Annotated in this window: 22 protein-coding genes; 10 read left to right on the forward strand and 12 right to left on the reverse strand. The window is 72.7% G+C overall.

The annotated features are described in order from the left end of the window. The first annotated feature begins 22 nt into the window (after nucleotides 1–22). Nucleotides 23–1,132 (forward strand): potassium channel family protein, encoded by a 1,110-nt coding sequence (locus tag GFH48_RS19890; RefSeq protein WP_153289549.1) that lies wholly within the window; start codon nucleotides 23–25, stop codon nucleotides 1,130–1,132. Between the two features lie 192 nt (nucleotides 1,133–1,324). Further along, nucleotides 1,325–1,918, forward strand: a complete 594-nt coding sequence (locus GFH48_RS19895; RefSeq protein ID WP_153289550.1) for a hypothetical protein — start codon at nucleotides 1,325–1,327, stop codon at nucleotides 1,916–1,918. A 134-nt stretch (nucleotides 1,919–2,052) separates the two neighbouring features. Here GFH48_RS19895 and GFH48_RS19900 read toward each other — a convergent pair whose 3' ends face one another. From GFH48_RS19900 to pdhA, 5 genes are read right to left on the reverse strand one after another with little or no spacing between them, the layout of a single operon-like run. Next, complete coding sequence (locus tag GFH48_RS19900; protein WP_153289551.1) at nucleotides 2,053–3,474, reverse strand: molybdopterin molybdotransferase MoeA; 1,422 nt, start codon at nucleotides 3,472–3,474, stop codon at nucleotides 2,053–2,055. Then, entirely contained in the window at nucleotides 3,474–4,478 is a 1,005-nt protein-coding gene (locus GFH48_RS19905) for an NTP transferase domain-containing protein (RefSeq protein WP_153289552.1), read from the reverse strand. Before GFH48_RS19905 ends, GFH48_RS19900 begins: the two co-directional genes overlap by 1 nt. Before the next feature lie 25 nt (nucleotides 4,479–4,503). Continuing rightward, on the reverse strand, nucleotides 4,504–6,015 hold the full coding sequence (locus GFH48_RS19910; RefSeq protein WP_153289553.1) for a dihydrolipoamide acetyltransferase family protein: 1,512 nt from the start codon (nucleotides 6,013–6,015) through the stop codon (nucleotides 4,504–4,506). After that, nucleotides 6,015–7,019: an alpha-ketoacid dehydrogenase subunit beta gene (locus tag GFH48_RS19915; RefSeq protein WP_153289554.1), complete on the reverse strand. Its 1,005-nt coding sequence runs from the start codon at nucleotides 7,017–7,019 to the stop codon at nucleotides 6,015–6,017. Before GFH48_RS19915 ends, GFH48_RS19910 begins: the two co-directional genes overlap by 1 nt. Further along, entirely contained in the window at nucleotides 7,016–8,182 is a 1,167-nt protein-coding gene (pdhA, locus tag GFH48_RS19920) for a pyruvate dehydrogenase (acetyl-transferring) E1 component subunit alpha (protein WP_153289555.1), read from the reverse strand. Before pdhA ends, GFH48_RS19915 begins: the two co-directional genes overlap by 4 nt. A gap of 174 nt (nucleotides 8,183–8,356) precedes the next feature. Here pdhA and GFH48_RS19925 point away from each other — a divergent pair, with 174 nt between their 5' ends. Continuing rightward, a complete protein-coding gene (locus GFH48_RS19925; RefSeq protein WP_194280624.1) occupies nucleotides 8,357–8,857 on the forward strand; it encodes an Lrp/AsnC family transcriptional regulator in 501 nt (166 codons plus the stop codon). Nucleotides 8,858–8,859: 2 nt separating this feature from the next. Here GFH48_RS19925 and GFH48_RS19930 read toward each other — a convergent pair whose 3' ends face one another. Both GFH48_RS19930 and GFH48_RS19935 read right to left on the reverse strand, forming a co-directional pair. Continuing rightward, nucleotides 8,860–9,450 (reverse strand): TetR/AcrR family transcriptional regulator, encoded by a 591-nt coding sequence (locus GFH48_RS19930; protein WP_153289556.1) that lies wholly within the window; start codon nucleotides 9,448–9,450, stop codon nucleotides 8,860–8,862. Continuing rightward, nucleotides 9,447–10,961 (reverse strand): 3-hydroxyacyl-CoA dehydrogenase, encoded by a 1,515-nt coding sequence (locus GFH48_RS19935; RefSeq protein WP_153289557.1) that lies wholly within the window; start codon nucleotides 10,959–10,961, stop codon nucleotides 9,447–9,449. The genes GFH48_RS19930 and GFH48_RS19935 overlap by 4 nt, the downstream gene beginning before the upstream one ends. 148 nt (nucleotides 10,962–11,109) lie before the next feature. Between GFH48_RS19935 and paaN the strand changes: the two genes are divergently transcribed. Then, nucleotides 11,110–12,810 carry a phenylacetic acid degradation protein PaaN gene (paaN, locus tag GFH48_RS19940; protein WP_153289558.1) on the forward strand — a complete coding sequence of 567 codons (1,701 nt, stop codon included), beginning with the start codon at nucleotides 11,110–11,112 and terminating at the stop codon, nucleotides 12,808–12,810. Nucleotides 12,811–12,813: 3 nt separating this feature from the next. Here the strand turns inward: paaN and GFH48_RS19945 are convergent, their stop codons facing one another. The 3 genes from GFH48_RS19945 to GFH48_RS40135 are packed head-to-tail and all read right to left on the reverse strand — an operon-like array spanning nucleotide 12,814 to nucleotide 15,433. Then, entirely contained in the window at nucleotides 12,814–13,638 is an 825-nt protein-coding gene (locus GFH48_RS19945) for a TrmH family RNA methyltransferase (protein WP_153289559.1), read from the reverse strand. Continuing rightward, nucleotides 13,635–14,864, reverse strand: a complete 1,230-nt coding sequence (locus GFH48_RS19950) for an HTTM domain-containing protein (RefSeq protein WP_153289560.1) — start codon at nucleotides 14,862–14,864, stop codon at nucleotides 13,635–13,637. Before GFH48_RS19950 ends, GFH48_RS19945 begins: the two co-directional genes overlap by 4 nt. After that, nucleotides 14,861–15,433, reverse strand: coding sequence for a DUF5819 family protein (locus GFH48_RS40135; protein WP_407698648.1), 573 nt, complete (start codon nucleotides 15,431–15,433; stop codon nucleotides 14,861–14,863). The genes GFH48_RS19950 and GFH48_RS40135 overlap by 4 nt, the downstream gene beginning before the upstream one ends. Nucleotides 15,434–16,284: 851 nt before the next feature. Between GFH48_RS40135 and paaA the strand changes: the two genes are divergently transcribed. From paaA to GFH48_RS19985, 6 genes are all read left to right on the forward strand, one after another. Further along, entirely contained in the window at nucleotides 16,285–17,328 is a 1,044-nt protein-coding gene (paaA, locus tag GFH48_RS19960) for a 1,2-phenylacetyl-CoA epoxidase subunit PaaA (protein ID WP_153289562.1), read from the forward strand. Then, nucleotides 17,325–17,612, forward strand: coding sequence for a 1,2-phenylacetyl-CoA epoxidase subunit PaaB (paaB, locus tag GFH48_RS19965; RefSeq protein WP_153289563.1), 288 nt, complete (start codon nucleotides 17,325–17,327; stop codon nucleotides 17,610–17,612). The genes paaA and paaB overlap by 4 nt, the downstream gene beginning before the upstream one ends. Before the next feature lie 26 nt (nucleotides 17,613–17,638). Continuing rightward, nucleotides 17,639–18,397, forward strand: coding sequence for a 1,2-phenylacetyl-CoA epoxidase subunit PaaC (gene paaC, locus GFH48_RS19970; protein ID WP_153293015.1), 759 nt, complete (start codon nucleotides 17,639–17,641; stop codon nucleotides 18,395–18,397). After that, nucleotides 18,394–18,936, forward strand: coding sequence for a 1,2-phenylacetyl-CoA epoxidase subunit PaaD (gene paaD / locus GFH48_RS19975; protein WP_153293016.1), 543 nt, complete (start codon nucleotides 18,394–18,396; stop codon nucleotides 18,934–18,936). Before paaC ends, paaD begins: the two co-directional genes overlap by 4 nt. Beyond that, nucleotides 18,936–20,000: a 2Fe-2S iron-sulfur cluster-binding protein gene (locus GFH48_RS19980; protein WP_153289564.1), complete on the forward strand. Its 1,065-nt coding sequence runs from the start codon at nucleotides 18,936–18,938 to the stop codon at nucleotides 19,998–20,000. The genes paaD and GFH48_RS19980 overlap by 1 nt, the downstream gene beginning before the upstream one ends. Before the next feature lie 128 nt (nucleotides 20,001–20,128). Beyond that, the gene (locus tag GFH48_RS19985; RefSeq protein ID WP_153289565.1) at nucleotides 20,129–21,337 is read left to right on the forward strand and encodes an acyl-CoA dehydrogenase family protein; all 1,209 of its coding nucleotides are present in this window, start codon (nucleotides 20,129–20,131) and stop codon (nucleotides 21,335–21,337) included. A gap of 109 nt (nucleotides 21,338–21,446) precedes the next feature. Here GFH48_RS19985 and GFH48_RS19990 read toward each other — a convergent pair whose 3' ends face one another. Next, the gene (locus GFH48_RS19990) at nucleotides 21,447–21,776 is read right to left on the reverse strand and encodes a rhodanese-like domain-containing protein (protein WP_153293017.1); all 330 of its coding nucleotides are present in this window, start codon (nucleotides 21,774–21,776) and stop codon (nucleotides 21,447–21,449) included. 102 nt (nucleotides 21,777–21,878) lie between these two features. After that, complete coding sequence (locus GFH48_RS19995; protein WP_407698717.1) at nucleotides 21,879–22,730, reverse strand: J domain-containing protein; 852 nt, start codon at nucleotides 22,728–22,730, stop codon at nucleotides 21,879–21,881. Nucleotides 22,731–22,927 lie beyond the last annotated feature (197 nt).

The raw sequence follows: 22,927 nt of genomic DNA on the forward strand, positions 1-22,927 counted from the left end.
TCACCGCCGCAGGGGGCAAGCCATGAGCCACGAGAAGCAGCCCCTCCCCCGACCCGAGAAGTTCTCGATCCTCCGGTCCCTCTGGTCCCGGTCGCGGGTCGAGGCCCTGGAGGACGCCGAAGCCGGACGCTCCATCACCATGCCCGTCGAGCGGACGCTGCCACCGCTCCAGCAGGTCCTACGGCGCCTGGCCATGGCTCTGTTGGTGCTGGCCCTGACGACGCTCCTCGTCTGGGTGGACCGTGACGGCTACAACGACAACGCGGACGGCGCCGTCGACCTCCTGGACGCCGCGTACTACGCGACCGTCACCCTCTCGACCACCGGGTACGGCGACATCACCCCGGTGAGCGACGCCGCCCGGCTCACCAACATCCTCGTCATCACGCCGCTGCGCGTGCTGTTCCTGATCATCCTGGTCGGCACCACGCTCGAGGTCCTCACGGAACGCACGCGCCAGCAGGTGCGCGTGCACCGGTGGCGTTCGCGCATGCGGGATCACGTCGTGGTCGTCGGATACGGCACCAAGGGCAGGCACGCCGTCGAGTCGCTGCTGGGCCAGGGCACGGCGAAGGACCACATCGTCGTCGTCGATCCGCTGCGCAAGGCGGTCGAGGCCGCCAGCAGCGACGGGCTCGTGGCCGTGCTCGGCGACGCGACACGCACCGACACCCTTCGCAAGGCCGAGCTGCAGACGGCCGCGCGCGTCATCGTCGCCCCGCAGCGCGACGACACGGCGGCACTGGTCACGCTCACCGCGCGCCAGCTCAACAAGCGGGCGGCTCTCGTCGTCGCGGTCCGGGAGGACGAGAACGTCCCCCTGATCAGGCAGAGCGGCGCGGACACCGTCGTCACGAGTTCCAGCTCGGCCGGCCGTCTCCTCGGCATGTCCGTGGCCAGCCCGCACGTGGCCGACACCCTGGAGGACCTGATGACCCACGGCAGCGGACTCGATCTCGTCGAACGTGCGGTGACCGAGGACGAGGTGGGCCGGTCCCCTCGCGACTGCTCCGACCTCGTCGTCGCCGTCGTACGGCGCAAGAAGGTGTTGGACCACACCGCGCCGGAGGCGGCGGCCCTTCAGCTCGGAGACCGGGTGATCAGCATCAGGCAGGGTCTTCCGCGCAGTTGACCGGGCGCGGCGCACTGACGACGCACCAGACACCCTTCTCTGCCCCGATATGCGGCGGGTTCTGCTTTTGCACCCGTCCGGTCCCCCGACGTCACACGTTGGACATGCCCGAAATGACAGTTATTGCGGCCATTAGTACGTTCAACGCAGGTCGGCTGTCCGGCCGACGTCTCCGAGGCAGAGAGAAGTCACATGCCCACGCGTACTTTCGCCGTGGCCGCCGCCGTAGGCGCGGCGGCCTTCGCCACCACCGGCATCACCTACGCCTCGCCCGCCGAATCCACCCACGCCGCCCCGGCCGTCCAGCGGGCGCTCCCGGCCGCCCACAAGGCGGCCCCGTCCGCCAAGAAGGCCGTCCCCGCCACGCCTCCCCTCGACGGCGGCACCGCGAGCAGGGACAAGGGCGAGGGCGGTGACCGCGACGGCGGTGACCGCGGGGGCCGCGGCCGCGGCTCGGACCATGAGGGACCCGGGTACATCTACTTCAACGAGCGGACGTACTCCGGTTCCATCGAGGGCTGCATCGCCGCCGCCAGCGGGCTGGGCGCCAACAGCTTCAGCATCTACAACGACAGCAGAAGGACCGTGGAGGTCTATCGCGGATTCAACTGCAACGGCGGCTCCCCGGTCGCCACCGTCGGCCCGCACGGCGCCACCCACGGCGTCGTGACCGGCCCGACCCAAGGCGACGGCCCGTTCGGGGCCGACGCACTCATCGCCGGTGCCATGTTCGGCGACGACGGCGTCGTGGGCAGCTTCCGGGTGATCAACGACGACGAGTGGTGACCGTTCCGCGGTTCAGCGGCCGCCCCTCCCGGACGGCCGGAGCACGGACCGGACGTTTCACGTGAAACACCCCCCGATCCCGCTCACCACCCGTCGTACGGGCCGACTCCTGGCGTCGCCCCGCATCAGGCCGATCAGGTACCGACGCCGGTGAACGTCCAGGGGAGATCCAGGAGTTCCAGCTCCTGACCCGGGTGGGCGCCACCGGGCGGTACGACCGCGAGGGCGTCGGCGGCGGCGATCCCGCGCAGCATGGCCGGACCGTTGTAGCGCAACGGAACCGCCTGGTCGCCGTGGAGGGTGACGGGGATGAGCCGTGTGTCGTACGGGTGCCCGTGCACCCCGTCCCTGACGGGCAGTCTGTACGGCTCCGGCGCCGCCCGGCCCGCCAGGACGCGCAACAGCGGCTCGGCGAGCGTGAGCAGCCCCGAGACGGCCGCCAGGGGGTTGCCGGGCAGACCGACGAGATGCTGGTTCTCCTTGGTGCGGGCCAGCAGCATGGGATGCCCCGGACGCACCTCTACCCCGTCGACGAGCAGCCGGGCGCCGATACGGCTCAGGGTGGGGTGGACGTGGTCGACGGGGCCCGCGGCGGTGCCGCCGGTCGTGACGATCAGGTCGGCGCCGGAGCCGGTGATCGCCTTGTGCAGGGCTTTGGCGTCGTCGCCCAGTCTGCGCACGGCGACGACGTCGGCGCCGAGCGCGCGCAGCCAGGGTGGCAGCATCGGGCCGAGCGCGTCCCGGATCAGGCCCTCCTGGGGGAGTCCCTTGGTGAGCAACTCGTCACCGAGGACGAGGACTTCGACACGGGCGCGGGGGACGACGGCGAGGGTGTCGTATCCGGCGGCCGCGGCGAGGCCCAGCACGGCGGGGGTGACCAGCGCGCCGGCGGGCAGCAGCAGGTCCCCGCTGCGGCACTCCTGGCCGCGCGGCCTGATGTCCTGCCCGTGCACGACCGTGGGCGTTCCTCCGGGCCGCCCGGCACCGGGGGCCTCGGGGAGGGCCGCGTGCAGCCGCCCCTTGTCGTCGATGTGTCCGTGCTCGCTGCGGAGGACGGCGGTGGCCTCTCGCGGAACCCGGGCGCCGGTGGCGATCCGCACCGCCTCGCCGTCGGTGAGGGGCTCCGGTTTCGCGTGGCCCGCGAGGACGCCCTCCTCGCGGACGTCCCAGGGGCCGGGGCCCGCGACCGCCCAGCCGTCCATCGCGGAGGTGTCGAAGGAGGGCAGGTCCGTGAGCGCGGTGAGCGGCGCGGCGGTCACCAGGCCCAGGGCGGCGTCCAGGGGGACGGAGACGGGAGCGCGGCGCGGCAGTGAACGGGCGGCACGCTCGGCGGTGGCTCGCGCGCCGGGCCAGGGGGTGGCCTCGTGCGGTCCGCCGGGCTCGCTCCGCGCGGTGTGCGCGGCGAGCCCGGTGCCGGGCGCGGGGGTGCGGGCCGCGGCGTCGTCGCGGCCCCGCCCGGGGCCCGCGGAGCGTCGGTGGTCCTTGACCAAGGCCAGGGCCTCCTCCACGTCGAGTTCGTCGGCGTCCTGGCCGACGCGGGCGCCCGGCGAGGTCATCAGGCGTCCGGGGCGGCGTCGGAACCGGGTGCGGCGCCGGAACCCGTGGGGGCGTGGGAGCCGGGTTCGGCGGCGGGGCCGGGGCCGGGGCCGGGGTGGGCGGCGGGGGTGTCCTCGGGCGTGTCCTCGTCGGCCCAGCGCAGCGCCAGCGCCGCGGCCTTGCGAGCGGCCTCCGCCACGGCCTCCGGGCCCCCTCCGGCGCGCGCGGCGGCGTATCCCACGAGGAACGTGGTCAGCGGTGCCGCGGGGCGGGCCACCGAGTGCGCGGCGTCGCGGGCCAGGTCGAGCAGAACGCCGGTGTCGACGTCCAGGTCGATGCCCAGCTCGTCCTTGACTGCGGAAATCCATTCATCCAACACGTGCCCATGCTCCCTGATACGTGCCCGGGCGGCGGCGATGTCGTCCCAGGTGTCGCAGTCGAAGGACGCGACGGGGTCGGAGATGCGGGTCAGATCCAGCGCGGCGGTGAGCCGTCGCAGTGGCAGACCGGTGAGTCCGCCGTGCGCGGCGGCGAGCGCGGCCAGTTCCCGGCGCAGGGCCCCCGCACGGTACGCGGCAACGAGCGGCTGGTCGCGGCCCTCGGGGTCACTGAGCAGCACGCCCTCGGGGCGTCCCGGGCCGCGCGGGGCGTCGCTCCCCCGAAGCGCGTCCAGCAGGCGCCGGACCGTCGCCCCGTCCAGGAACGGCAGGTCGGCGGAGAGCACCACGACGTGCTCCGCCGACGTGCGGCGCAGCCCGGCGTCCAGCGCGGCCAGCGGGCCCCCGCCGGGCGGCTCCTCACGGGCCCACCGCACGGGTCGCGCGGTGGTTCTGGGCTCGGCCACGACGACCGTGGTGGTGGCCGCGGCACAGGCGGCGAGCACCCGGTCGAGCAGCGGGCGCCCGCCCACCCGCACACCGGGTTTGTCCGCGCCGCCCAGCCGCCGGGCGCCGCCGCCGGCGAGCACGACGGCGTCGTACGGGGCGGCGGGGCCGGGGGCGCCCGGGGGCTCGTACGCGGTCATTCCCCGAGTATGCGGGCCGCGGCGATCACAGGGAACGCAGCAGCACCGCCGGCTGTTCGACACAGTCCGCCACGTACCGCAGGAAGCCGCCCGCCGTGCCGCCGTCGCACACCCGGTGGTCGAAGGTCAGCGAGAGCTGGACGACCTGCCGCACCGCCAGCTCGCCCTGGTGCACCCAGGGTTTGGGGACGATCCGGCCGACGCCGAGCATGGCCGCCTCGGGGTGGTTGATGATCGGCGTGGAGCCGTCGACGCCGAACACCCCGTAGTTGTTCAGCGTGAAGGTGCCGCCCGTGAGGTCACCGGGGGTCAGCGTCCCCGTCCGTGCGGCCTCGGTCAGCCGGGCGAACTCGGCGCTCAGCGACTGCGCGTCGCGGGTGTGCGCGTCCCGGACGACGGGAACGACGAGGCCACGTTCGGTCTGTGCGGCGAATCCGAGGTGGACGTGGCCGAGCCGGACGATCTCCCGGGCCTCCATGTCCACCGTCGAGTTGAGCTCGGGGTGGCGGGCCAGCGCGGCCGTGCAGATCCGGGCCAGCAGCGCGAGCAGGGAGATCTTCGGGCCGCCGGCGGCGTTCATCGCCGCGCGGGCGGCGAGGAGTTCGGTCGCGTCGGCGTCCACCCAGCAGGTCGCGTCGGGAATCTCGTGCCGGCTGCGGGAGAGCTTGTCCGCGACGGCGCCCCGGATGCCCCGCAAGGGGACACGGGTCCCGGCCGCCGCCGGGGTCGCGGGGGTGGCGGCAGCGGGTGCTTCGGGTGCGCGGAGGCCGGTGAGGGTCTCCGGCTGTCCGGGGGCCGCGCCGGCCGAGCGCAGCGCGAGCTCCACGTCCGCCCGCAGGATCAGCCCGTCGTGGCCGGAGCCCGTCAGCTCCCTCAGGTCCAGCCCGTTCTCCCGGGCGATCCTGCGCACCAGCGGGGAGATGACCGCGACGGGACCGGTCGCCCGCGCGTCCGTCAGCGCCCGCGCGTCCATGCGCCCGGACACGGTCTCGGGCGCCGTCCCGGGCACGGCGGCGCGTCCCGAGGCAGCCGTCCGGGTACCGGGACCGCGCTCCGTACCCGGTGCTCCAAACGTACCCGGTGCTCCGGACGCGCCCAGCGGTCCGGACGCGCCGACCGCTTGCGGACCGGCGGCCGGGGAGCCGCCGTTCGACGGGGAATTCCCGGCGGGCCGGGCGGGCGCGACCGGGCTGGTCCGTACCCTCCTGCGGCGCGCCGGAGGCGCCCCCGTGCCGTACCCGACGAGTACGTTGCCGGACCCTTCGTCCGCGCCGTCGGAGGTCTGCGTGTCGCCGCCGACCGCGACCGTCAGCAGGGGGGAGCCGACCGGCAGTTCCGTGCCCTCCTCGCCGAAGCGGGCCGTGACCACGCCCCCGTAGGGACACGGGACCTCGACCATCGCCTTGGCGGTCTCCACCTCCACGACGGGCTGGTCGACGGAGACGACGTCACCGACCTCAACGAGCCAGCGCACGATCTCCGCCTCGGTGAGTCCCTCGCCGAGGTCGGGAAGCTTGAACTCCAGCACCTGGGCCATCAGTTGTCCGCCTCCCACTGGAGACGCGCCACGGCGTCCAGGATCCGGTCCACACCGGGCAGGTGGTGGCGCTCCAGCATCGGCGGCGGATACGGGATGTCGAACCCGGCCACCCGCAGCACCGGCGCCTCCAGGTGGTGGAAGCAGCGCTCGCTCACCCGCGCCGCTATCTCGCCGCCGGGGCCGCCGTAACCGCCCGACTCGTGCACGACGACCGCGCGGCCGGTCCGCCGCACCGACGCCGCCACCGTCTCGTCGTCGAAGGGGACGAGGGAGCGCAGATCGACGACTTCGAGGTCCCAGCCCTCGGTCCGCGCCGCCTCTGCGGCCTCCAGGCAGACGGGCACGGACGGCCCGTAGGTGATGAGCGTGGCGCTGCGGCCCGGCCGGCGCACCACCGCGCGGCCTATCGGCTCCACGGACCGCGGCTCGTCGGGGTTCCAGGAGTCCTTCGACCAGTAGAGCCGCTTGGGCTCCAGGAAGACGACCGGGTCGTCGGAGGCGATGGAGGCGCGCAGCAGTCCGTAGGCGTCGGCGACCGTCGCGGGCGTGACGACATGCAGCCCCGGGGTGGCCATGTAGTACGCCTCGGAGGAGTCGCTGTGGTGCTCGACGCCGCCGATGCCGCCGCCGTAGGGGACCCGGATGGTCAGGGGCAGCGGCATGGCGCCGCGGGTGCGGTTGCGCATCCGCGCCACATGCGAGATCAGCTGCTCGAAGGCCGGGTAGGCGAACGCGTCGAACTGCATCTCCACGACCGGCCGCAGTCCGTACATCGCCATGCCGACGGCCGTGCCGAGGATGCCCGCCTCGGCGAGCGGGGTGTCCGTGCAGCGGTCCTCGCCGAACTCCTTGGCGAGCCCGTCGGTGACCCGGAAGACCCCGCCGAGGGTGCCGACGTCCTCGCCCATGACGTGGACGCTCGGGTCGGCCGCCATGGCGTCGCGCAGCGCGCGGGTGAGGGCCTGCGCCATGGTGGCGGGTTTGAGGGCGACGGTGGTCATCGGCCGCCGCCTTCCGGCTCGAATCCGGCGGCGGTGTCCGTATCGGCCTCGGCGGCCAGCTCCGCGCGCAACCGCGCCTCCTGCTCACGCAGTTGTGGTGTGGGCTCGGCATACACATGGGCGAACAGGTCCATGGGGTCGAGCACCGGGTCCTGGTTCATCCGGGCGCGCAGGTCCGCGGCCATCGTCTCGGCGGCCTCACGGGCGGCCAGGATGCCCTCCTCGTCGAGGAGACCCCGCTCGGTCAGCTCCTTTTCCAGGAGCACGATCGGGTCGTGCGCGCGCCAGGTCTCGACCTCGGAGTCACCGCGGTAGCGGGTGGCGTCGTCGGCGTTCGTATGGGCCTCGATGCGGTACGTGACGGCCTCGACGAGCGTCGGACCGCCCCCCGCGCGCGCGTGGCGCACGGCGTCGCTCAGGACCTCGTGCACGGCCGCCGCGTCGTTCCCGTCGACCAGGCGCCCGGGCATTCCGTAGCCGACGGCCTTGTGGGCCAGCGACGGGGCCGCGGTCTGCTTGTCGAGCGGTACGGAGATGGCGAAGCCGTTGTTCTGGACGAGGAAGACGACCGGGGCCTGCCACACGGCGGCGAAGTTCAGCGCCTCGTGGAAGTCGCCCTCGCTGGTGCCGCCGTCGCCCACGAGGGCGAGCGCGACCACGTCGTCGCCCTTGAGGCGGGCGGCGTGCGCGAGGCCCACCGCGTGCGGGAGCTGGGTGGCCAGCGGGGTGCACAGGGGGGCGATGCGGAGCTCGCGGGGGTCGTACCCGGTGTGCCAGTCGCCGCGCAGGAGGGTCAGGGCCTGGACGGGGTCGAGGCCGCGGGCGACTGCGGCGAGGGTGTCGCGGTAGCTGGGGAAGAGCCAGTCGCGCTCCTCCAGGACGAGCGCGGCGGCGACCTCACAGGCCTCCTGGCCGGTGCTGGAGGGGTAGACCGCGAGGCGGCCCTGCTTGGTGAGCGCCGTGGCCTGCGTGTTGTAGCGGCGGCCGCGCACCAGCTCCGTGTACAGACGGCGCAGCAGATCCGGGTCGACCCGTGCGGCCGTTCCGGTGCCGAGGACGCGATGGGGCAGCGCGTCGGGCAGCAGCGGCGCGGGGTCGGTGCGGGGCTGCCAGGCCGGCGGCGGCGTGGGCCGGTAAGCACCTCGCTGCTCCATGACCGTCATGACGGCACCTCCTCGTGGGAGTGGCTCGGGGCGCACCACGGGTGTGATGCGCCTCACCTACCGATTGTTCGGTCGTCGGCACATTTTGGCTACAGGCACCAGCAGGCTGTGGACAAACGGTTCTGCACAGCCTGAGATGGACGCAGTACGTCCATGGTAGGGAGGCGGGGGGACATGGCACCTGAACAAATGGCCGAGCCGCCGGGGGCCGGCGCCGTCGCGCCGCCCGCCCGTCCGCTCGACGCGATCGACCAGGACATCCTGCAGATGCTCCAGGCGGACGGCCGCGCCTCCATACGTTCCGTGGCCGAACGGGTCCATGTGTCACGGGCGAACGCCTACGCCCGGATCAACCGCCTCATCGAGGACGGTGTGATCCGCGGCTTCGGGGCGCGCGTCGACCACGAACGCGCGGGACAGGGCACCTCCGCGTACATCACCCTCAAGATCGTGCAGAACTCCTGGCGCACGGTGCGCGAGCAGTTGCGGGTGCTCCCCGGGGCATCCCACATCGCACTGGTGGGCGGTGACTTCGACGTGCTGCTGCTCGTCCACACGCCCGACAACAGGGCGCTGCGCGAGCTGGTCCTCACCCGGCTCCAGGCCATCCCGGAGGTCCTCAGCTCGCGGACACTGCTGGTGTTCGAGGAGGAGGACCTGGAACCGGAGGGCTGAGATCAGCTCTCGGCCCTGAGCCCCCCGAAGACCACCTGTACGACCGCGTCGGCCACCTCGCGCTCGCCCATGCCCCGCCCGTCCGGCCGGTACCACTCCACGATCGAGTTGATCATCCCGAAGACGAGCCGGGTGGCGAGCCGGACCTCCACGTCGGCGCGCACGTCCCCGTCGGCCGCCGCGTCCTTCAGCAGCTCGGCCACCCGGTGGTCGAAGTCGCGGCGCCGCTCCAGGGCCCACCGCTCGGTGCCCGTGTTGCCGCGCACGCGCAGCAGCAGGGTCACGTACGGCAGCTCGGCGGTGAGCACCTCGACCATCCGCCGTACGACGTACTCCAGGCGCTCCACGGCGCGCCCCACGCACGCGTGCTCCTCGCCGAGGATCTCGAAGAGGCCGTCGAGAGCGCGGCTGACGGCCCGGCGCAGCAGCTCTTCCTTGCCGGCGACATGGTGGTAGATCGACGACTTGGAGATGCCCGCCGCCTTGGAGAGATGCTCCATGGAGGTGCCGTCGTAGCCGCGTTCGTTGAAGACCTGGACGGCGACGGAGAGCAGGGTCTCCGGGGTGTAGGTGTCCCGCTTGGCGGTGGTCATGAGGTGCCCTCCCGCTTCTCGGTGGCGTGCCCGTGGCGGTACAGCGCGAGCGAGGGGGCGTAGCGGCCGGAGGGCTCGCGCAGGTGCAGCTCCTCCAGGAGGTCGTGCGCCCAGGTCCTGCCGAGCCTGCGGCACCATTCGAAGGGGCCCAGGGGGTAGTTGACGCCCAGGCGCATCGCGGTGTCGATGTCCTCCTCGGTGGCCACTCCCTTCGCGACGGCGTCGTGCGCCAGGTCCACGATGCGGGCCACGGTCCGGGCGACGATCATGCCGGGGGCGTCCCCGATGACACTGACGTCCTTGCCCAGCGCCTGGAAGAGGCCGATGGCCTCCGCGACCGTCTGGGGCGCGGTGTCCTGCGAGGCGGACAGGGCGATGCGGGTCGCCCTGCGGTAGTCCAGCGCCAGGTCGAAGTAGACGACGTCGCGGAACTCGATCGAGGTCTGGCCGTCGGCGAGGGCCAGCTGGCCGCCGCTGGGCAGCACCAGGCGGGTGCCGTGGTCCTCCTCGTCCTCGCGGACCTGGATGCCCGCCTCGCGGATCAGGGCGAGCAGTTCGGAGGCCGGTCCGAGGTCACCCTCCACGACGACGTGCGCGGGCGGCTGCGCCTGCTCGGCGGTGTGCGGCTCGGGCCGTTCGGCGTCGTCCCCGTAGTCGTACCAGCCGTGTCCCGTCTTGCGGCCGTGCCGGCCGGACTCGACGAGCCGCCGCTGGGCGAGCGAGGGGGTGAAGCGCAGGTCCTGGAAGAAGGCCTGCCACACGGAGTGCGTGACGGACTCGTTGACGTCCTGGCCGATCAGGTCGGTGAGCTCGAAGGCGCCCATCCTGAAGCCGCCGGACTCGCGCAGGACCGCGTCGATGGTGGCGGGATCGGCGGCCTGCGACTCGTACACCGCGAAGGCCTCGGCGTAGAAGGGCCGCGCGATGCGGTTGACGATGAAGCCGGGGGTGTCGGCGCAGGCGACCGGGGTCTTCCCCCACGCGCGGGCCGTCTCGTACGCGCGGGTGGCCGACGAGAAGTCGGTCGCGTGCCCGGAGACGACCTCCACGAGGGGCAGCAGCGGCGCGGGATTGAAGAAGTGCAGTCCGACCAGACGGCCGGGGTTGCGCAGGGCGCCACCGATGGCGGTGACGGACAGGGACGAGGTGTTGGTGGCGAGCAGGCAGTCGTCCTCGACGATGTCCTCGAGATCGCGGAACAGCTTCTGTTTGGCGTCGAGTTGTTCGAGGACCGCCTCGATGACGAGTACGCAGTCCGCCAGCTCGTCGAGGCTCCGCGCGGGTCGCAGCCGCTCGCGCGCCGCGTCGCGGTCGGCGCCGCTGAACCGGCCCTTCTCGACCAGCCGGTCGAGGCGCGCGCCGATCGCTTCGGCCGCCGCGTCGGCACGGCCCGCGAGGGTGTCGTAGAGCCGCACCGGGTGGCCCGCGACCAGCGCGACCTGGGCGATGCCCTGGCCCATGGTGCCGGTGCCGACGACGGCCACGGGGCTGTTGAGGTCGAGTGCTGTCATGCTCGCGATCCTCCCGCACGGGGTTCTCCACAGATGCGGCGGACCCCCTTGTCCCGACCGATCGTTCGGTTACTCTAACTCTGACTGTCCGTTCCTGCCCAGCTCGCGAGCGCAATGAAGCGCTCCTGAGACGAGGAGTTGGTCCCCGATGGCCGCCGAACTCACCGCTCACCAGTTGATCGCCCAGCACCGGCCCACCCTCGACCAGGCGCTGGAAGCGATCCGTACACGCGCGTACTGGTCCCCGCATCCCGAACACCCCAAGGCCTACGGCGAGAACGGCAGCCTGGGCATGGCCGAGGGCAAGGCCGCCTTCGACGCCGTCCTCGGCACCCGTGTCGACCTCGGCCAGCCGGGCACCGACGACTGGGTCGGCGGCGAGGTCTCGCCGTACGGCATCGCGCTGGACGTCACCTACCCGCACGCGGACATCGACGTGCTGCTGCCCGCCATGCGGGCCGGTCAGCGCGCCTGGCGCGACGCGGGCGCGGAGACACGCGCGGTGGTCTGTCTGGAGATCCTCAAGCGGATCGCCGACCGGACCCACGAATTCGCGCACGCGGTGATGCACACCAGCGGCCAGGCCTTCATGATGGCGTTCCAGGCGGGCGGCCCGCACGCGCAGGACCGCGGACTGGAAGCGGTGGCGTACGCGTACGCGGAGCAGATCCGCACCCCGGACACCGCTGAGTGGACCAAGCCCCAGGGCAAGCGCGACCCGATCACGCTGACCAAGCGGTTCACCCCGGTCCCGCGCGGCATCGCGCTCGTCATCGGCTGCAACACCTTCCCCACGTGGAACGGCTACCCGGGCCTGTTCGCCTCCCTGGCCACCGGCAACGCGGTCCTCGTGAAGCCCCACCCGCGCGCGGTGCTGCCGCTCGCGCTCACCGTGGGCATCGCGCGCGAGGTGCTCGCCGGGGCGGGCTTCGACCCGAACCTGGTGGCGCTGGCCGCCGAGCGTCCCGGGGAGGGCATCGCCAAGACCCTGGCCGTCCGCCCCGAGATCAGGATCATCGACTACACGGGTTCGACGGAGTTCGGCGACTGGCTGGAGACGCACGCCCGTCAGGCGCAGGTCTACACCGAGAAGGCCGGCGTCAACACGGTGATCGTGGAGTCGACCGCCGACTACAAGGGCATGCTGTCCAACCTGGCCTTCTCCCTGTCCCTGTACAGCGGCCAGATGTGCACGACCCCGCAGAACCTCCTCGTCCCGCGGGACGGCATCCGTACGGACGAGGGCCCCAAGTCGTACGACGAGGTGGTCGCCGACCTCGCCAGGTCGGTCGGCGGACTCCTCGGGGACGACGCGCGGGCCAACGGACTGCTCGGAGCCATCGTGAACCCGGACGTGAAGGCCCGCCTGGAGGCCGCCGCCGGCCTCGGCGAGGTCGCCCTCCCCTCCCGGGAGATCAGCAACCCCGAGTTCCCCGACGCCGTCGTCCGGACACCGGTGATCGTGAAGCTCGACGGCGCCCGTAAGTACTGGGAGGGCACGGACGACGAAGCCGCGTACATGAGCGAGTGCTTCGGCCCCGTCTCCTTCGCGGTCGCGGTCGACTCGGCGGCGGACGCCGTGGAGCTGCTTCGCCGCACCGTCCGGGACAAGGGCGCGATGACCGTCGGCGCGTACACCACCGACGAGGAGTTCGAGCAGTCCGTCCAGGAGGTCTGCCTGGAGGAGTCCGCCCAGCTCTCCCTGAACCTCACGGGCGGGGTGTACGTCAACCAGACGGCGGCCTTCTCCGACTTCCACGGCTCCGGCGGCAACCCGGCGGCGAACGCGGCGCTGTGTGACGGAGCGTTCGTCGCGAACCGCTTCCGCGTGGTCGAGGTGCGGCGCTAGGACCTATCCGATCGGTGCGCCCCCGGCGGCGCTCCAGTGGAACAGCGTCATGGCCACACTGGTCGCGAGGTTGTAGCTGGAGACCTGGGGGCGCATCGGCAGCGACACCAGGTGGTCGGCCCGCGCCCGCAGTTCGGGGGAGAGGCCGCTGCGCTCGGAACCGAACGCGAGCACCGCGTCGTCCGGGAGCTTCGTCCCCCGGATGTCCTCGCCCTCCGGATCGAGGGCGAACACCGGCCCGGACGGCAGCTCCGCGACCGTCAGCCGCTCCACGGCGGTCGCGAAGTGCAGGCCCGCCCCGCCGCGCACCACCGTCGGGTGCCAGGGATCGAGGGTGCCCGTCGTGACGACCCCGGTCGCGCCGAAACCCGCCGCGAGCCGGATCACGGCACCCGCGTTGCCGAGGTTGCGCGGCTGGTCGAGCACCACCACCGGCGCGGTGCGGTGCGTGGCCGTCAGCGCCCGCAGACTCGCCTCGCGCGAGGGGCGTACGGCCAGCGCGGCGACCGCGGTGGGGTGCGGACGCGGGACCAGGGACCGGTAGGCGGCCTCCGGGACCTCCACCAGCAGGCCGTCCAGGGTGTCGCGCACGTCCGGGGCCAGCTCGTCGGCGAGCGCCAGCGCCGCCCGCCGGTCGCCGGTCACCGCCACCAGCACCTCGGCCCGGAAGCGCACCGCGTGCTTGAGGGCGTGGAAGCCGTCGAGCAGGACGGAGTCGCCGGCGAGCCGACGCCAGGTGTCCACCGGGTCCTTCGCTCGGTCGCGGTCGTCCGTGCGGTCGCGGTCGTCGGTACGGCCGCGGTCGCGGTCGTCAGCGAGGTCCTTCATGCGGTGAAGCCTACGTGCGGGCCCTCGGAGCCCTCCGCGGTGCGCGGGCCCCGCGCGCGCTGACCCGGCAGCTTCGGGGCGCCGCCCGGCAGCAGCCGGCCACGCACGCGTGTCGCCAGTCCGCCGAGCCCGCGCAGGAAGGACGTCGGCAGGAACACCGAGTCGGCGGCGATCATCGCGAGCGAGAAGAACGGCAGCCCGAGGACCACGGCGATCACCGCGTGCTCGGTCATCATCACCGCCAGCAGCACGTTCTTGACCCGCCGGTTGAACAGGGTGAAGGGGAAGGCGACCTGCGCGACGACCGTCCCGTAGGTCACCAGCATCACGATCGTGCCGTGTGCGGACAGCAGGTTGGACAGGGCCGGCCAGGGTGAGAAGTAGTCGAGGTGGAGCGGGTAGTAGACGGCGGTGCCGTCCTGCCAGCGCGAGCCCTGGATCTTGTACCAGCCCGCGGTCGCGTAGATCAGACACGCCTCGGCCATGATCACGAACAGGGCCGCGTTGTGCACCGCGTTGGCGATCACGTCGAGCAGGATCCGCGGCTGCGGGGTGCGCGCCCGGCGGCCGACGGCCCACCACAGGGCCTGCGCCGCCCAGAGGCCCCAAAAGACCGCCTGCCAGCCGCCGCCGAGGTGACCCGCGAAAGTCACCGCGGCCAGCAGCAGCCCGAGCCCCGCCCACAGGAAGGGGCCGACCCGGTCGGGGCCCGCGGCCCGGGAGGTCTCCCCCCGCGCGCGTGCCTCCCCCGCCAGCCGTGCACGCCGGGCGTCCAGCGACCACACCTGACCGCAGCGCGTGCCCACCAGGTAGATCGCCATCAGGTGGATGACGTTGTCCCCGCCGTCCCCCATGAAGATGCTGCGGTTCTGCAGCGAGAGCACGCCGACCATGAACAGCACGGACATCGTGCGGGTCCGCCAGCCCACGAGCAGCAGGACGCTGGAGAGCACGGCCACCGCGTAGACGGTCTCGAACCACACCTGGCTGTCGGACCACATCAGGGCCGTGAAGGCGTGGTTGTCCGCGACGAGCCGCCGGGCGAGGTCCCAGCTCCAGGGTCCGTCGGGCCCGTACATCTCCTGGCGGTGAGGGAACTCCCGCAACAGGAACAGCAGCCAGGTGCCGGCGAAGCCGACGCGGATCACGGCGGCCTGATATGGGCCCATCGCGGCGTCGGTGACCCGGGTGATGCCACGCGAGACGGGCACGGCGAATCGGTTCATCGGGCGCTCGCCTCCGTCGTCCGCGCGTCCGTCAGGTCCTCCTCGGGCACCGGCCACCAGGGCAGCTCGCGCACGACTGGCTTGTCGGACACCTGCTCGTCGCTCCACTCGGGGGGCCGCACGTTGGTGGTACGGGAGCGGACCTGGACCCGTTCGACGACGGCACCCCTGTCGCCCGCCCCCTCACGCTCGAGGCGCAGCAGCACGACGCGGCGCAGATAGTCTTCGGAGAGGCCGCCGCGCAGGCCCACCGGGCGGTTGTCGTTGTCGTGCGTGCCGACGTAGAAGTCCCAGGCCCGGCGCAGTTCGTTCTGCTGGGTGTGGCTCGGGAGCGGGTTGCCGTCTATGGCAGCGCCGTCGAGCGCGGACAGGTCGTACCAGCCGGTCTCGGTGGCACCGCCGTCCGTGGTACGGACCCGGGCACGGACCTGGACGTCGATGTTCTGCTGCAGCGGGTTGGGGGCGAAGAGCTTCCAGTTCTGCTCGAACTCGGGGTAGATCCACTCGTCGATCGCCTTGCCGTGCTGTTTGGTGACCGTGTTCGAGGGCGCGACGTGCAGGAACACCATGCCGAGATGCACACAGGCGACGACCGCGACGACGGCGAGGGCGAACGCCGCGGCGATCTGATGACGCAGGGAGAGGGCGCCGATGCCGGTGAGGGCCGGCGCGGGCGCGGGCCCGGATGCCGGGTTCGCGGGGGGCGGCTCGGACGGAGGAAGGGGGCGCGCGACCGCCGTCCCGTCGTGAGCCGCGTCGGCAGGCGTACGGCCGTGGGGCGTGCCGTCGTGAGGCGCACCGTCGTGGGACGCACCGCCTTGAGCCGACCCTTCGTGGGGCGTCTCCGCGTGGGGCGTCTCCGCGTGGGGCGTCTCCGCGTGGGGCGTCTCCGGGGAAAACGCGTCGATGTGCGGCGTCCCGTCGTGAGCCGCGTCGGCGTGAGGCGTCCGGTCGTGAGGCGTCTCGGCGGCGGGCCTCCCCGGCGCAGGCTCATGAACGGCAGCCTCATGACCCGCCGGATCCGGTGCGGCTGCGGTTGCGGCTGCCGCAGCCGGGGACTCCTCGCCGGACACGCCACCGGTGGCGACGGGGCCCTCGCTCAGGGGGCCGCCGGGCCCGTCCGGGCCGTGTCGGGCGTTCGAGCCCTCGTCGTACGCGTCCATTCCGCCCCGATTCCGATCCCGGTCCGATTCCCGCCGCGGGCGCGCGGCGCCCGGGCCCCGCGCGCGGCACTCCGCGGCGTTCGCACGGGAACCGTACTCAGGCCCGGCCTTCCGGCACAGCCCCGTCAGGCACACCGGGCACAACGGTCGCCCCGAGGTTATCCACAGCGGTTGACACCTTACGGCGCCCGTCCCACCATTGAATCGACAGAACCGAACGATCGGTCGGTCGGGAGCGAGAGGTCGAGGGGGACCGCATGGCGACAGCAGCAGCGCATCGCACGGCCCGTACGCAGGCGCCAGGACCCATGGGCGAGGCCGGGTCGACGGCGGCGTACGAGGCCGCTTTCGACGCCTCCGTCGCAGCCGACGAACGCATCGAGCCCCGCGACTGGATGCCCGACGCCTACCGTTCCACGCTGGTCCGGCAGATCGCCCAGCACGCCCACTCCGAGATCATCGGCATGCAGCCGGAGGCGAACTGGATCACGCGGGCACCCTCGCTGCGCCGCAAGGCGATCCTGATGGCCAAGGTCCAGGACGAGGCGGGGCACGGGCTCTATCTCTACAGCGCGGCCGAGACACTCGGCACCGGCCGGGACGAGCTGCTCGACAAGCTGCACTCCGGCCGCCAGAAGTACTCGTCGATCTTCAACTACCCGACGCTGACCTGGGCGGACGTCGGCGCGATCGGCTGGCTGGTGGACGGCGCCGCGATCACCAATCAGGTCCCCCTGTGCCGCTGCTCGTACGGGCCCTACGCACGCGCGATGATCCGCGTCTGCAAGGAGGAGTCCTTCCACCAGCGCCAGGGGTACGAGCTGCTGCTGGCCCTCAGCAACGGCACCCCCGAGCAGCACGAGATGGCGCAGGACGCGGTGAACCGCTGGTGGTGGCCCTCCCTGATGATGTTCGGCCCGCCCGACGACGAGTCCTCGCACTCGGCACAGTCCATGGCCTGGAAGATCAAGCGCCACTCGAACGACGAGCTGCGCCAGCGCTTCGTGGACATCTGCGTGCCCCAGGCCAAGTCACTCGGCCTGACCCTGCCGGACCCGGACCTGGTGTGGAACGAGGAGCGCGGGCAGCACGACTTCGGCCCGATCGACTGGACGGAGTTCTGGGAGGTCCTCAAGGGCAACGGCCCGTGCAACGACCAGCGCATCACGCAGCGCAGGCGGGCCCACGAAGAGGGCGCGTGGGTGAGGGAGGCGGCCGCGGCCTACGCGGACAAGCACACCGCCGGTCCGGCCGCGGAGATACGCGGCTCGGCCGACGAGAACGGGAAGGCGCGCGCATGACCACCGACGACTGGCCGCTGTGGGAGGTCTTCGTGCGCTCGCGCCGCGGGCTCTCGCACACCCACGCAGGCAGCCTGCACGCACCGGACGCCGAGCTGGCGCTGCGCAACGCGCGGGACCTGTACACGCGTCGCGGCGAGGGCATCTCGATCTGGGTCGTCCCGTCCGCGGCGATCACGGCCTCCTCACCGGACGAGAAGGACCCGTTCTTCGAGCCGTCCGCGGACAAGCCCTACCGCCACCCGACGTTCTACGAGATCCCGGAAGGGGTGAAGCACCTGTGACGAACGCACCCGGCACCCACCCGCCCGTGGCCGAGGCCCCCGAGGCGGAGCCGTCCACGGCACCCGCCCCGTCCGGGACGGCGTCCGCCGCGGCCCTCGCCCTGGGAGACGACGCCCTGGTGCTCTCGCACCGCCTGGGGGAGTGGGCCGGCCACGCGCCGGTCCTGGAAGAGGAAGTGGCCCTGGCCAACATCGCGTTGGACCTGCTCGGCCAGGCCAGAGTGCTGCTGTCCATGGCCGGCGACGAGGACGAGCTGGCGTATCTGCGCGAGGAACGCGCCTTCCGCAACCTTCAGCTCGTCGAGCAGCCCAATGGCGACTTCGCGCACACCATCGCCCGCCAGTTGTACTTCTCCACCTACCAGCGCCTGCTGTACGCGCGACTGGCCGCCGGGGACAGTGTGTTCGCCCCGCTCGCGGCGAAGGCCGTCAAGGAGGTCGCCTACCACCAGGACCACGCCGAGCAGTGGACCCTGCGGCTCGGCGACGGCACGGACGTCAGCCACGAGCGGATGCGACATGCCTGCGGGGCCCTGTGGCGGTTCACGGGAGAGATGTTCCAGCCGGTCGAGGGCGTGGACGTCGACCCGGACGCGATGAGGGCCGAGTGGCTGGAGTCCGTCACCGACGTCCTGCGTCGCGCGACGCTGGAGGTCCCCGAGGGCCCGCGGTCCGGAGCATGGGCCGCGGGAGCGGGACGCCAGGGACTGCACACCGAGTCCTTCGGACGGATGCTCGCCGAGATGCAGCATCTGCACCGCAGCCACCCGGGGGCGTCATGGTGACGACGACCACCGCCCTGGAGGAGGAACTGCGCAGACTGGCCGGGTCCGTTCTCGACCCGGAGCTGCCCGTGCTCACCCTGGAGGACCTGGGTGTACTGCGCGCCGTGCACGTCCGTGGCGAAGGTGCCGTCGACGTGGAGCTGACCCCGACGTACACCGGCTGCCCGGCAGTCGAGGCGATGACCACGGACATCGAGCGTGTACTGCACGAGCACGGGGTGCGGGAGGTGTCCGTACGGACGGTGCTCAGCCCGGCCTGGTCGACCGACGACATCTCGGACGAAGGCCGCCGCAAACTGCGGGAGTTCGGGATAGCGCCGCCGCGTGGCGGACGGGAGCCGGGTCCGGTGGCCGTCGGACTGGGTCCGACACGCACCCTCTCAGGGACGGCGGACCAGGACGCCCGCGAGCCCGTGTGCTGCCCGCACTGCGGGTCGAGCGACACCGAACTGCTCAGCCGCTTCTCGTCCACCGCCTGCAAGGCACTGCGGCGCTGCCTGTCCTGCCGTGAACCGTTCGACCACTTCAAGGAGTTGTGATGGCCCGCTTCCACCCGCTCCCGGTGGCCGCGGTCGACCGGCTCACCGACGACTCGGTGGCCCTGACCTTCGCGGTGCCGCCCGCCCTGCGCGCGCAGTACCGGCACGCCCCCGGTCAGCACCTCGCGCTGCGGCGCACGGTCGACGGCACGGAGATACGGCGCACCTACTCCATCTGTTCCCCCGCGCCCGCCCCGGGCGACGAGGGCCCGCTCACCCTGCGGGTCGGGGTGCGCCTGGTCGACGGCGGAGCGTTCTCGACGTACGCGCTCAAGGAGATCGCCCTCGGCGACGAGGTGGAGGTGATGACACCGGCGGGACGGTTCACGCTGGAGCCGGCGGCCGGTCTGTACGCGGCCGTGGTCGGCGGCAGCGGGATCACACCGGTGCTGTCGATCGTAGCGACACTGCTGGCGCGGGAGCCCGGGGCGCGGTTCTGTCTGATCCGCAGCGACCGGACGTCCGCGTCGACGATGTTCCTGGAGGAGGTCGCCGACCTCAAGGACCGTTTCCCCCAGCGGTTCCAGCTGGTCACCGTGCTCTCCCGGGAGGAACAGCAGGCGGGACTGCCGTCCGGGCGGCTCGACGAGGAACGGCTGGCGCACCTGCTTCCGGCGCTGCTGCCCGTGGACCGGGTGGCGGGGTGGTTCCTGTGCGGGCCGTTCGGTCTGGTGCAGGGGGCCGAGCGCGCCCTGCGCGGGCTGGGTGTGGGACGCGCGCGGATCCACGAGGAGATCTTCCACGTGGACGGCGGGGACGCGAAGGTTCCCGGCGCACCTGCTCCCGCGCACAGCACGGTGACGGCGCGGCTCGACGGCCGTGGAGGGACCTGGCCCGTCCAGGACGGTGAATCGCTCCTCGAGGCGGTGCTGCGCAACCGGCCGGACGCTCCCTACGCCTGCAAGGGCGGGGTGTGCGGGACCTGCCGCGCGTTCCTGGTCTCCGGCGAGGTGCGGATGGACCGCAACTTCGCCCTGGAGCCGGAGGAGACGGAGGCGGGATACGTGCTGGCCTGTCAGTCGCACCCGGCCACCGAGAGCGTGGAGCTGGACTTCGACCGGTAGCCGGAAGCGGGGTGACCGTTCCCTTCTCGTAGAACCTGTTCTATCTTGACGCTCCGTCAGATCGGGTGCCCTGTCCGGTACCGGGTGAGCCGCCCGGTCGGTGGGTCGGCGCGTGGAAGGACAGGACCGTGGACTTCACCTTCACCGAGGAACAGCAGGCGGCGGCCGAGGCGGCGGGCGCCGTGTTCGGCGGGGTCGCGCCGGACGCGGTGCCGAGCCCCGCGCTCACCGCGGGCGCGGTCGCCGACGACTTTGACCGGGCACTGTGGGCGAAGCTCGCCGACGCGGACCTGCTGAGCCTGCTGCTGGACTCCGCGTACGGCGGAGCGGGTCTGGACGCGATCGCCCTGTGCCTGGTGCTGCGCGAGTCCGCGAAGGTACTCGCGCGAGTGCCGTTGCTGGAGAGCACCGCGGCCGCGGTCACCGTGCAGGAGTACGGCGGCGAGGAGACGAGGTCCGAGCTGCTCGCGCGGGCGGGCCGGGGCGAGGTCGTACTGACCGTCGCGGCGAACGGCCGTACCGGTCACGAACCCGCCGAACGCGCCGTGACCGCCCGGCGGGACGGCGACGCATGGGTGCTGGACGGGCTGCAGACGGCGGTCGCGTGGGCGCACGGGGCCGACGTCGTCGTCGTACCCGCGCACACGGACGACGGCCGGACCGTCCTCGCGCTGGTGCCCCGCGACCACGAGGGAACGGTGCTCGGCGAGCAGATCTCCACCACCGGGGAACGCCTCGGTGAGCTGCGTCTGGAGTCCGCGCGGGTGCCCGCCCGCCAGGTCATCGACGCGGAGGGCGCGTGGGAGCGGTTGCGGGAACTGCTGGCCACCGGGACCTGTGCGCTGGCGCTCGGGCTCGGTGAGCGGGTCCTCGGGATGACGAGCGCGTACACCGGCGAGCGCGAGCAGTTCGGGTTTCCGGTCGCCACGTTCCAGGCCGTCGCCGTGCAGGCCGCAGACCGCTACATCGACCTGCGCGCGATGGAGGCGACACTCTGGCAGGCCGCGTGGCGGATCAGCACGCGGGCTGCCGGTACGGGCGCTTCCGGTACGGGCGCCGGCGACCCTGGAGTGGAGGGTGCTGGAGCGGGCGACGCTGGAGCGGGCGGTGCGCTCCCGGTGGCCGGGGACGTGGCCGTCGCCAAGATCTGGGCGTCGGAGGGGGTACGGCGGGTCGTGCAGACCGCGCAGCATCTGCACGGCGGGTTCGGCGCGGACACCGACTATCCGCTGCACCGCTATCACGCCTGGGCCAAGCACCTGGAGCTGTCACTCGGACCGGCGGCCGCCCACGAGGAGGCGCTGGGAGATCTGCTCGCCGCCCATCCCCTGGGGTGACCGACCACACACCCGAGTCCGCCCCCGGCCCGCGCCCCAGCCCACGCGGTGAACGTGAGCGGGGGCGAGTGCGGAGGCGGATGCGGGGCCGACCGGTTCCTCGCGGTGCCTAGAGCACGAAGCCGGCGGCACCCTTGTCGTCCACGACCGGGCGGCCGGAGGCGGCCCAGACCTGCATGCCGCCGTCGACGTTCACGGCGTCGACGCCCTGCTGGACCAGATACATCGCGACCTGCGCGGAACGGCCACCGGAGCGGCAGATCACATTGACCCTGCCGTCCTGCGGCGCCGCCTCCGTCAACTCGCCGTAGCGCGCGACGAACTCGCTCATGGGGATGTGCAGCGCCCCTTCGGCATGGCCCGCCTGCCACTCGTCGTCCTCCCGGACGTCCAGCAGGAAGTCTCCGTCCGCGAGATCCCCGATCTCGACCGTGGGCACACCAGATCCAAATTGCATGCCTCCGACGCTACCCGACCGGGCGAGCGAGCGGACCGGGTCCCAGGGCCCGGAACCGTGCCCTGGCGCCTTGGCACCCTGGCGCTAGCCGGCCAGCCGGGCCAGTTCGGCCTCGCGCTCGCCGACCTGGGCCAGCAGTTGCTCGGCGATCTCCTCCAGGAGCCGGTCGGGGTCGTCCGGGGCGAGCTTGAGCATGGCGCCGATGGCGCTCTCCTCCAGCTCGTGGGCGACCAGTGTGAGCATCTCCTTGCGTTCGGAGAGCCACTCGAGACGGGCGTACAGCTCCTCGCTGCGGCTCGGCTTCCACTCCTTGGGGACCGGGCCCGCCGCCCACTCCTCGGAGAGCTCCCGCAGCAGCGCCTCGTCGCCCCGGGCGTACGCGGCGTTGACCCGGGAGATGAACTCGTCGCGCCGCATGCGCTCGTCCTCGTCCTGGGCCAGGTCCGGGTGGGCCTTGCGGGCCAGCTCACGGTAGAGCTTGCGGGCCTCGTCGCTGGGGCGGACCCGCTGCGGGGGCCGCACGGGCTGGTCCGTCAGCATCGCCACCGCCTCGGGGAACAGTCCCTCCGAGTCCATCCAGCCGTGGAACAGCTCCTCGACCCCCGGCATCGGCATGACCCGCGCCCGCGCCTCGTCCGCCTTGCGTATGTCCTCGGGGTCCCCGGTACGCGCGGCCTGCGCCTCGGCGATCTGCGCGTCCAGCTCGTCGAGCCGCGAGTACATTGGTCCGAGCTTCTGGTGGTGCAGCCGCGAGAAGTTCTCGACCTCGACGCGGAAGGTCTCCACGGCGATCTCGAACTCGATCAGTGCCTGTTCGGCCGCCCGCACCGCCCGTTCGAGCCGCGCCTCGGGCCTCGCCTCGCCCTGAGGCTCGTCGCTCCCGGAACCCGGGGCCTCGGAGCCCTCGCTCCGCTCGTCCGCACTCCGCTCGTCCACGCTCTCCTGGCTCACGCTCTCGGCACCCACGTACGCGGTGTCCACGTTCTCGGCCCCCACGTTCTCGGTGCCCGCGTTCTCGGTGCCCGCGTTCTCGGCCCCCACGTGCGCGGCGCTCGCGTTCTCGGTGGCCGCGTCCTGGGTGGGCCCGTTCTCGGGCGCCGCGTCTTCGGCCGCCGTGGTCGGGGCCGGGGCGG

This window comes from Streptomyces fagopyri (assembly GCF_009498275.1).
GTDB classification, from domain to species: domain Bacteria; phylum Actinomycetota; class Actinomycetes; order Streptomycetales; family Streptomycetaceae; genus Streptomyces; species Streptomyces fagopyri.

Bases quoted from the DNA above. Each gene is read 5' to 3' on its own strand.
- GFH48_RS19890 (WP_153289549.1), top strand. From the start codon at position 23: ATGAGCCACGAGAAGCAGCCCCTCCCCCGACCCGAGAAGTTCTCGATC.
- GFH48_RS19895 (WP_153289550.1), top strand. From the start codon at position 1,325: ATGCCCACGCGTACTTTCGCCGTGGCCGCCGCCGTAGGCGCGGCGGCC.
- GFH48_RS19900 (WP_153289551.1), bottom strand. From the start codon at position 3,474: ATGACCTCGCCGGGCGCCCGCGTCGGCCAGGACGCCGACGAACTCGAC.
- GFH48_RS19905 (WP_153289552.1), bottom strand. From the start codon at position 4,478: ATGACCGCGTACGAGCCCCCGGGCGCCCCCGGCCCCGCCGCCCCGTAC.
- GFH48_RS19910 (WP_153289553.1), bottom strand. From the start codon at position 6,015: ATGGCCCAGGTGCTGGAGTTCAAGCTTCCCGACCTCGGCGAGGGACTC.
- GFH48_RS19915 (WP_153289554.1), bottom strand. From the start codon at position 7,019: ATGACCACCGTCGCCCTCAAACCCGCCACCATGGCGCAGGCCCTCACC.
- pdhA (WP_153289555.1), bottom strand. From the start codon at position 8,182: ATGACGGTCATGGAGCAGCGAGGTGCTTACCGGCCCACGCCGCCGCCG.
- GFH48_RS19925 (WP_194280624.1), top strand. From the start codon at position 8,357: ATGGCACCTGAACAAATGGCCGAGCCGCCGGGGGCCGGCGCCGTCGCG.
- GFH48_RS19930 (WP_153289556.1), bottom strand. From the start codon at position 9,450: ATGACCACCGCCAAGCGGGACACCTACACCCCGGAGACCCTGCTCTCC.
- GFH48_RS19935 (WP_153289557.1), bottom strand. From the start codon at position 10,961: ATGACAGCACTCGACCTCAACAGCCCCGTGGCCGTCGTCGGCACCGGC.
- paaN (WP_153289558.1), top strand. From the start codon at position 11,110: ATGGCCGCCGAACTCACCGCTCACCAGTTGATCGCCCAGCACCGGCCC.
- GFH48_RS19945 (WP_153289559.1), bottom strand. From the start codon at position 13,638: ATGAAGGACCTCGCTGACGACCGCGACCGCGGCCGTACCGACGACCGC.
- GFH48_RS19950 (WP_153289560.1), bottom strand. From the start codon at position 14,864: ATGAACCGATTCGCCGTGCCCGTCTCGCGTGGCATCACCCGGGTCACC.
- GFH48_RS40135 (WP_407698648.1), bottom strand. From the start codon at position 15,433: ATGGTGTTCCTGCACGTCGCGCCCTCGAACACGGTCACCAAACAGCAC.
- paaA (WP_153289562.1), top strand. From the start codon at position 16,285: ATGGCGACAGCAGCAGCGCATCGCACGGCCCGTACGCAGGCGCCAGGA.
- paaB (WP_153289563.1), top strand. From the start codon at position 17,325: ATGACCACCGACGACTGGCCGCTGTGGGAGGTCTTCGTGCGCTCGCGC.
- GFH48_RS19980 (WP_153289564.1), top strand. From the start codon at position 18,936: ATGGCCCGCTTCCACCCGCTCCCGGTGGCCGCGGTCGACCGGCTCACC.